The 8557-nt window shown below is 66.8% G+C and carries 6 protein-coding genes and 3 pseudogenes; 7 read left to right on the forward strand and 2 right to left on the reverse strand.

Annotation, left to right across the window (positions count from 1 at the left end; translation table 11 throughout):
• Nucleotides 1–116: 116 nt before the first annotated feature.
• Together OR16_RS37330 and OR16_RS37335 are read right to left on the reverse strand one after the other, a co-directional pair.
• Nucleotides 117–1148 (reverse strand): ABC transporter substrate-binding protein, encoded by a 1032-nt coding sequence (locus OR16_RS37330; RefSeq protein WP_006164308.1) that lies wholly within the window; start codon nt 1146–1148, stop codon nt 117–119.
• Between the two features lie 59 nt (nt 1149–1207).
• A pseudogene (locus OR16_RS37335) lies at nt 1208–2289 on the reverse strand (substrate-binding domain-containing protein).
• Between the two features lie 518 nt (nt 2290–2807).
• On the opposite strand from OR16_RS37335, the gene OR16_RS37340 reads away from it, so the two are divergent.
• The 7 genes and pseudogenes from OR16_RS37340 (at nt 2808) to hpaI (ending at nt 8493) form a co-directional block, all read left to right on the forward strand.
• A complete protein-coding gene (locus OR16_RS37340; protein ID WP_043422720.1) occupies nt 2808–3473 on the forward strand; it encodes a fumarylacetoacetate hydrolase family protein in 666 nt (221 codons plus the stop codon).
• Nucleotides 3470–3918: pseudogene (locus OR16_RS40620) on the forward strand (fumarylacetoacetate hydrolase family protein). Before OR16_RS37340 ends, OR16_RS40620 begins: the two are co-directional and overlap by 4 nt.
• Before the next feature lie 39 nt (nt 3919–3957).
• Nucleotides 3958–5418: a 5-carboxymethyl-2-hydroxymuconate semialdehyde dehydrogenase gene (hpaE, locus tag OR16_RS37350; protein ID WP_006164311.1), complete on the forward strand. Its 1461-nt coding sequence runs from the start codon at nt 3958–3960 to the stop codon at nt 5416–5418.
• Between the two features lie 37 nt (nt 5419–5455).
• Nucleotides 5456–6324, forward strand: a pseudogene (hpaD, locus tag OR16_RS37355) (3,4-dihydroxyphenylacetate 2,3-dioxygenase).
• A 97-nt stretch (nt 6325–6421) separates the two neighbouring features.
• The gene (locus OR16_RS37360) at nt 6422–6811 is read left to right on the forward strand and encodes a 5-carboxymethyl-2-hydroxymuconate Delta-isomerase (RefSeq protein ID WP_006164312.1); all 390 of its coding nucleotides are present in this window, start codon (nt 6422–6424) and stop codon (nt 6809–6811) included.
• Between the two features lie 53 nt (nt 6812–6864).
• Nucleotides 6865–7668 carry a 2-oxo-hept-4-ene-1,7-dioate hydratase gene (hpaH, locus tag OR16_RS37365; RefSeq protein WP_006164313.1) on the forward strand — a complete coding sequence of 268 codons (804 nt, stop codon included), beginning with the start codon at nt 6865–6867 and terminating at the stop codon, nt 7666–7668.
• Between the two features lie 21 nt (nt 7669–7689).
• Entirely contained in the window at nt 7690–8493 is an 804-nt protein-coding gene (gene hpaI / locus OR16_RS37370; RefSeq protein WP_006164314.1) for a 4-hydroxy-2-oxoheptanedioate aldolase, read from the forward strand.
• Nucleotides 8494–8557 lie beyond the last annotated feature (64 nt).

Below are 8557 nucleotides of genomic sequence, written 5' to 3' on the forward strand. Positions count from 1 at the left end.
CACACGGCTACATCAATTGGTTGATCCTGCCGCCGGTTGGCTCCCCTCTCCCACTTGTGGGAGAGGGTGGGCGCTCGTCAAGCGCGATGCCGCACGCATCCGCTAGCGCAAGCCAATCAACGGACTTCCTTCAGATACTGCTCGCTGAATCCCTTCTGCGCATCCGCCATCTTCCCGAAATCCACCGGCTTGGCTCGCGCATAGTCCGCCGCCGGCAGGAACCGCGCTTGCACCTCCTGGGGCACGGCGGCATTGCGCACCGGCCGCAGATACGCATTCGCCCACAATGCCTGGCCTGCATCGGACAGCACGAAATCCAGCACCTTCTTGCCTTCGGCATCGTGCGGCGCCTTGTTCACCAGGCTCATCACGTAGGGCACGACTACCGTGCCTTCCTTGGGAATCACAAAGGCAACGTTGGACTTGTCCTTGTAGCGGGCGCGGTAGGCGTTGAAGTCGTAGTCCAGCAGGATCGGGATCTCGCCGGAGAGCACGCGGGCGTATGCGGTCTGCTTGGGGACGATGGGCTGGTTCTTCTGCAGGTCGCGGAAGTACTTGAAGGCCGGGCCGAAGTTGTCCATCGAGCCGCCCAGGGCCTGGTTGACGGCGACCGCGCCAACATAGCCAACGAAGGCGCTGGCCGGGTCGAGGTAGCCGATCAGGCCCTTGTACTCGGGCTTGAGCAGGTCGGCCCAGGATTGCGGCACGGGCTTGCCGCGCAGGGCGTCGACGTTGACCATGAAGCCGAGCGTGCCGGAGTGAATGGCGAACCAGTTGCCCTGCGGGTCTTTGAGGCCGTCGGGGATGTCGTTCCAGTGGGCCGGCTTGTAGGGGGCGGTGACGCCCTCCTTCTTGGCCTGGATGCCGAAGGTCACCCCGTAGTACACCACGTCCGCGACCGGGCTGCCTTTTTCGGCGACCAGTTGCGCGAGCGACTGGCCGGAGTTCTTGTTGTCATGCGGTACCGTGACACCGGTCTTTTCCTTGATGGCGCGGATCTGCGAGGCCCAGTCGGCCCATTCGGGCGGGCAGTTGTAGCAGATCGCGGTTTGCGCTGCCGCGCCCTGGCTGAAGGCGCAGACGGCGGCGGCGCCGAGCGCGCTGGCGATCCGGCGCAGCGGTTTGTGCCAGGAACGGGTTGCTTGCATGGTGAACTCCTTGGTTTGCATACGTGGGCTGGGGCAGGGGGAAAGCAGTGGGTGGGGGGTCATGCCGGCGCGGCCACCGTGCCGCCCAGGCGCAGGCCGTGGGGCAGCAGGGTGACGCGTGCGGATTCGGCGTCGGCCGTGTCGGTTGCGCCGGTTGCCGCATGGCCAAAACGCCTGAGCAAGCGGGCGACGGCACGCTCGCCGATTTCGGTATTGGGCTGCACCACCGATGCCAGTGCCGGCTCTACCAGCGCGCCCAGCGCGATGCCGTCGTAGCCCAGCACGGAGATGTCGCGCGGCACGCGCAGGCCGAGCCGTTTCAGGTCGGAGATCACGCCGATCGCCAGCAGGTCATTGGTGCAGAAGAAGGCGGTGGGGGCATCCGGCCCGGCGGCCAGCGCGCCGATCTGGTCGGCGTTGCTGGCGGTGTGGGTGGGCAGGCAAAGCGCCGGCGCGGCTTCCAGGCCGTGCGCGCGCATGGCGTCGCGATAGCCCTCGAAGCGCTGGCGCGCGCGGTCGGAGGCGATGAAGTCACCGGAGACCACGCGGATGCGGCGGTGCCCGGCGGCGATCAGCGCTTGCACCCCTTCGCGGGCGCTGCCGCGGTTGTCCACCGAAACAGAATGGCGCTGGCCGTGCGCGGCGGCCTGGTTGTAGGCCAGCACATAGGGCACGCCTTCGGCATCCAACTGGTCGAGCACGGCGCTGCGGCGGCGTCGGCCACCGTGAGCACCATGCCGTCGACGCGGTGGCGCAGCAGGTACTCAATGCGCTCGCGTTCACGGGCGGGGTCGTAGGCGCTGGTCACCAGCATCAGCGAGTAGCCGGCGGCCAGCGCGGCGTCCTCGATGCCGCGCCAGCATTCCGCGAACACCGCGTTTTCCAGGGTGGGCAGCATCACGCCGATCATCCGGCTTTGCTGCGCGCGCAGTTTGCTGCCCAGCAGGTTGGGGCGGAAGCTCAGTTGCCGTGCGGCTTCCAGCACGCGCTGCGCGGTGCCTTCACGTACCAGCGCCGGGCTGTTGAACGCACGCGACGCGGTGGCTAGCGATACGCCCGCTGCCTGCGCCACGTCCACCAGCGTGGCGGTGCCGGCGACGTCTGGCGCGGTGCTGCTGGAACGGTCCTGGGTGCGCTTCACGTAGGGGCTTCCGGTCTTGATTTCAGGGACCCATGGCGCGCATGGGGAGTCAGGCACGCGATGGTGGCAAAAATGAAAACGTTTTCATTCAAGCTGCAAAAAAATCGGGTAGCAAGCCTTTTCATTGCTGCGGTGCATTGGAACGATCACGATGCGCAAAGGCGGAACCCGGTACAGGGCGAATTCTGGGGATGCTGCATGACAGCACGATGACAGGCACGCAAGAGGGCGTGCGGGGCCGGACCGCAGCATCACGGCGGCGCGGATCACAATGGGGTTGAAACTCCGGCATAATTTAATTAACATGTTAAGTACAGGCGGCGCCAACAGGCGGCCCGCCGTCGATGATCCGCCAGCCGGGCAGCGCAAGCGCCAGGCCAGAGCGGGCGCAACCAGAGAGGAGCACGATGCGACAAGCCAGAATCGCCGCCGGTGGCCGGCCAGTGCGGGCAGTGCCGGTGGACGGTGCCACCTTGCTGCCGCTGGACGGCGGGCGCGCCCTGCGCGAGGACGAATTCATGTGGCAGCCCGCCATCACCGGCACGGTGTACGGCACGCTGCTGAACTTCAAGGGCGCGCTCGCGGCCCTTGGCGACAGCGTGAATGCGGCCCCTTACCAGGCGCCGCCGGCCGGTCCGGTCCTTTACATCAAGCCAGCCAATACGCTGGCTGCCCACGGCAGCCTTGTCGCGTTGCCGCCGGGCCAGGACACCCTGGAAATCGGCGCCGCGCTGGGCATCGTGATCGGCCGGCGCGCAACCCGCATCGACCCGGCGCAGGCCGCGGACTATATCGCCGGCTACACCGTGGTGTCGGATGTCAGCGTGCCGCACGCCAGCTACTACCGCCCGGCGGTGCGCCACAAATGCCGCGACGGCTATTGCCCGATTGGCCCGTGGGTGATGGCCCGCGAGCAGGTCGGCAACGCCGATGCGCTCAGCATGGTGGTGCGCATCAATGGCGAGGAACGCCAGCGCAACCACACCGGCAACCTGCTGCGCCCCGTGGCGCAATTGCTGGCCGATGTCACGGCCTTCATGTCGCTCGAGGCCGGCGACGTGCTGCTGGCGGGCGTGCCCGAAGGCGCGCCGCTGGCGCGTGCCGGCGACATGGTGGAGATCGAAATCGAACATGTGGGACGTCTGCGGCACGGGGTCGTGGCGGCGCCTGGGGAGGCAACATGAGAATCGCACGCGTAGCCTTCGATGGCCTGGTCCACACCGCGCAGCCGGCTGGTGAGGGCATATTGCGCCTGGACGACGGCCGCGTGGTCAGCGAGGACGCCGTGACGTGGTTGCCGCCGGTGGCGCCGCGCACCACCTTCGCGCTCGGACTGAACTACGCCGACCACGCGCGGGAACTGGCCTTCAAGGCGCCGGAATCACCACCACCGTCAACGGCAAGCTGACCCAGCAGGGCAGCACCCGCGACATGATCTTCGCCATCCCTTGGCTGATCGAATACCTCAGCAGTTTCATGACGCTGGAGGCGGGCGACGTGATCTTGACCGGCACGCCGGAAGGCCTGGCCGACACGCAGCCGGGCGATGAGATCGTCACGGAAATCGAAGGGGTGGGGCGGCTGGTGAACACCATTGCCCCGGCTACCGAATACGGCCGCGGGCGCTGAAGCGAACCCAGGCGCACCGCGCGCCAACAGGAGACAACCATGATCAAGCATTGGATCAACGGCAAGCAAGTCGACAGCAAGGACACCTTCACCACCTGGAACCCGGCCACCGGCGAGGAGATCGCCACGGTGGCGGCGGGCGGCGAGGCAGAGGTCAATGCCGCGGTGGCGGCCGCCAAGGCGGCCTTTCCCAAGTGGGCCAACACGCCGGCCAAGGAGCGCGCCCGCATCATGCGCCGCCTGGCCGACCTGATCACCGAGCACGTGCCGCACCTTGCCGCGCTGGAGACACAGGACACCGGCCTGCCGATCGCGCAGACCGGCAAGCAGCTGATCCCGCGCGCCGCCGAGAATTTCAATTTCTTCGCCGAGGTGTGCGTGCAGATGAACGGCCGCACCTATCCGGTGGACGACCAGATGCTCAACTACACGCTCTACCAGCCGGTGGGCGTGTGCGCGCTGATCTCGCCGTGGAACGTGCCCTTCATGACCGCCACCTGGAAGGTCGCGCCGTGCCTGGCGCTCGGCAATACCGCGGTGCTGAAAATGTCGGAGCTGTCGCCGCTGACCGCGGACCAGCTCGGCATGCTGGCGCTGGAAGCCGGCGTGCCGGCCGGCGTGCTCAACGTGGTGCAGGGCTACGGGGCCAGCGCGGGCGATGCGCTGGTGCGCCATCCGGATGTGCGCGCGGTCTCGTTTACCGGCGGCACCGCCACCGGCAAGCGCATCATCGAACGCGCCGGCCTGAAGAAGTTCTCGATGGAGCTGGGTGGCAAGTCGCCGGTGCTGGTGTTCGACGACGCTGACCTGGAGCGCGCGCTGGATGCCGCGCTGTTCACCATCTTCTCGATCAATGGCGAGCGCTGCACCGCTGGCTCGCGCATCTTCGTGCAGGACACGGTCTACGACGACTTCGCTGGCAAGTTCGCCGAGCGCGCCAAGCGCCTGCGTGTGGGCGACCCGACCAGCGAGCAGACGCACGTGGGCGCCATGATCACCCAGCAGCACTGGGAGAAGGTCACGGGCTATATCCGCCTGGGCGAGCAGGAGGGCGCCACCATCCTGGCCGGCGGCGCGGATCGCCCGTCGGACCTGCCGGCGCACCTGCGCAACGGCAGCTTCGTGCAGCCCACGGTGCTGGCCAATGTGGAGAACCACATGCGCGTGGCGCAGGAAGAGATCTTTGGCCCGGTGGCCTGCCTGATCCCTTTCAAGGGCGAGGACGACGGCCTGGCCATGGCCAACGACACCGCCTACGGCCTGGCCTCGTACATCTGGACGCAGGACGTGGGCAAGGTGCACCGGCTGGCGCGTGGCATCGAGGCCGGCATGGTGTTCGTCAACAGCCAGAACGTGCGCGACCTGCGCCAGCCGTTTGGCGGCACCAAGGCATCCGGCACCGGGCGCGAGGGCGGCGAGTTCAGCTTCGAGGTGTTTGCGGAGGTGAAGAACGTCTGCATCTCGATGGGTGGGCATCATATCCCGCGCTGGGGCGTTTGAGCGCAGCCCGCGCCAAGATAAAACAGGAGACACCGCAATGGGCAAGCTATCACTCGCCGCCAAGGTCACGCACGTGCCGTCGATGTACCTGTCCGAGCTGCCGGGCAAGCACCATGGCTGCCGCGAGGCGGCGATTGCCGGGCACCGCGAGATCGGCCGGCGCTGCCGCGAACTGGGCGTGGACACCATCGTGGTGGCCGACGTGCACTGGCTGGTCAACGCCGGCTACCACATCAACTGCAACGCACGGTTCGAGGGCATCTACACCAGCAACGAGTTGCCGCACTTCATCAAGGACATGGCCTACGCCTATGACGGCAATCCCGAACTGGGCCGGGCAATCCCGAACTGGGCCGGCTGATTGCCAGCACCGCTTGCGAGCAAGGCGTGATGACCCGTGCCCACGAGATCGCCAGCCTGGAGCTGGAGTACGGCACGCTGGTGCCGATGCGCTACATGAACGCTGATCGCCATTTCAAGGTGGTTTCCATCGCGGCCTGGTGCGCCTGGCACCAGCTCGATGAAAGCCGCCGCTTTGGCGAGGCGCTGCGCGAGTCCATCGAGGCCAGCGATGCCAATGTGGCATTTCTCGCCAGCGGCTCGCTGTCGCACCGTTTCAACGACAACAACAGCCCCGAGGAAAGCATCCACCAGATCAGCCGCGAGTTCTTCAAGCAGGTGGACCTGCGTGTGGTGGAGCTCTGGAAGCAGGGCGACTGGGCCACCTTCTGCCGCATGTTGCCGGAGTACAACGAGCACTGCATCGGCGAAGGCGGGATGCACGATACGGCCATGCTGCTCGGCTTGCTGGGTTGGGACAAGTACGAGCGCCCGGTGGAGATCGTCACCGACTATTTCACCAGCTCCGGCACCGGCCAGATCAATGCGATCTTCCCGGTGCGCTGACTGACCCACTGACCCACTGACCCACTGACCCACTGACCCACTGACCCACTGACCCACTGACCCACTGACCCGCCACGCCCGACCAACAAGGCCGCCCATGCCCCATATCATCGTCGAGTACACCGATAACATCCGCGCGCAAGCCCGCGTGCCGGCCCTGCTCAAGATCATCAACGACGTGCTGATTGCGCAGGACGGCGTATTTCCCATCGGCGGCATCCGCTCGCGCGCGCTGGCGCTGACCGACTACCGCATGGCCGATGGCGAGGAGGACTACGCCTTCGTCCACATTACGCTGAAAATCGGCGCCGGGCGGCCCGAGGCAGCCAAGAAGGCGGCCTGCGATGCACTGTTCGAGGCCGTCAAGGCGCACTTTGCCGAGCTGTATGCGCAGCGTTACCTGGCGCTGTCGATGGAGCTGGCCGAGTTCAACGAGGGCGGCAGCTACAAGCACAACAACGTCCACGCCCGCTTCAAGAAGGCCTGACCAGTTCCCCCGCCAACATCGCCCTAATTCTCAACGCTTCCCACGGAGACCCCATGCTCAGCCCAGAGCTGATCCGCCAGATCGCCCACCGCCTGCACGACGCTGAGCAATCGCGCAAGCAGATCCGGCAAATCTCGCTGGACCACCCCGACATCACGATCGACGACGCGTACGCCATCCAGCGCGAATGGCTGGCCCGCAAGCTGGCCGAAGGCCGCACCATCAAGGGCCACAAGATCGGCCTGACCTCGCGCGCCATGCAGCTGTCCTCGCAGATCGACGAGCCCGACTACGGCACCTTGCTGGACGACATGTTCTTCCAGGACGGCGCGACGATTCCCCCGGGCCGCTTTATCGTGCCGCGCGTGGAGGTGGAGTTGGCCTTCGTGCTGGACAAGCCGCTCAAGGGGCCGAACTGCACGCTCTTCGACGTGTACGATGCCACGGCCTACGTGATCCCCGCGCTGGAAATCATCGATGCGCGTAGCCATGGGATCGACCCCGACACCAAGCGCCCGCGCAAGGTGTTCGACACCATTGCCGACAACGCCGCCAATGCCGGTGTGGTGATGGGCGGGCGTCCGGTGCGCCCGCTCGACGTGGACCTGCGTTGGGTCTCGGCCATCATGTCGCGCAACGGCGTGATCGAGGAAACCGGCGTCGCCGCCGGCGTGCTCAACCATCCCGCCAACGGCGTGGCATGGCTGGCCAACAAGCTGCATCCGTTTGGCGTGGGCCTGGAAGCGGGTGAGGTGATTCTCGGTGGCTCCTTCACGCGCCCGGTGGCGGCCAGCCCGGGTGATACATTCCATGTGGACTACGGCGCGCTGGGCGCTGTGGCCTGCCACTTCGGCTGAACGCCTGAACCCGACGCCATCATGGAAATCCCCCTCAATACCTTCAAGCGCGCGCTTGCCGCCAACGAGCAGCAGATCGGCCTGTGGCTCGGCCTGGCCAGTCCCTACACCGCCGAAGTGCTGGCCGATGCCGGCTTCGACTGGCTGCTGATCGACGGCGAGCACGCACCCAATACCGTGCCATCGATCCTGGCGCAACTGCAGGCGCTGGCCGCCTATCCGGTGCGCCCGGTGGTGCGCGCGTCGTGGAACGACACCGTGCAGATCAAGCAGTTGCTTGACCTGGGCGTGCAGACCCTGCTCGTGCCGATGGTGCAGGACGCCACCGAGGCCGCCGCCGCGGTCGCCGCCACCCGTTACCCGCCGCATGGCGTGCGCGGCGTGGGCAGCGCAATGGCACGTGCCTCGCGCTGGAACCGTGTCGACGGCTACCTGGCCCATGCCAATCGGGAGATGTGCGTGCTGGTGCAGGTGGAGACGCGCGCGGGGCTTGAGCACCTCGACGCGATCGCTGCTACCGAAGGTGTGGATGGCGTGTTTATCGGCCCGGCGGATCTTGCCGCCGACATGGGCCATCTCGGCAATCCGGGCCACCCGGACGTGCAGGGCGCCATCGCCGACGCCATCGCCCGCATCCGCCGCGCCGGCAAAGGCGCGGGCATCCTCAGCGCCGACGTAGCGCAGTCGCGGCAGTACATGGCGCTGGGCACCACGTTCACCGCCGTCGGGGTGGACGCCACGATGCTGGCCCGGGCGGCAGAGAGCCTTGCCGCGCAGTTCAAGGGCCAGGGCGGCGCGGGAACCAGCCGGGATAAGACGTACTAGCATCCTGTCGTGCCAGATAACAAGAAAACCGGAGGAGCCCCAATCATGCAAGCAAACGCCTGCG

It is taken from the genome of Cupriavidus basilensis OR16 (assembly GCF_000243095.1).
In the GTDB taxonomy this organism is placed as follows: domain Bacteria; phylum Pseudomonadota; class Gammaproteobacteria; order Burkholderiales; family Burkholderiaceae; genus Cupriavidus; species Cupriavidus basilensis_D.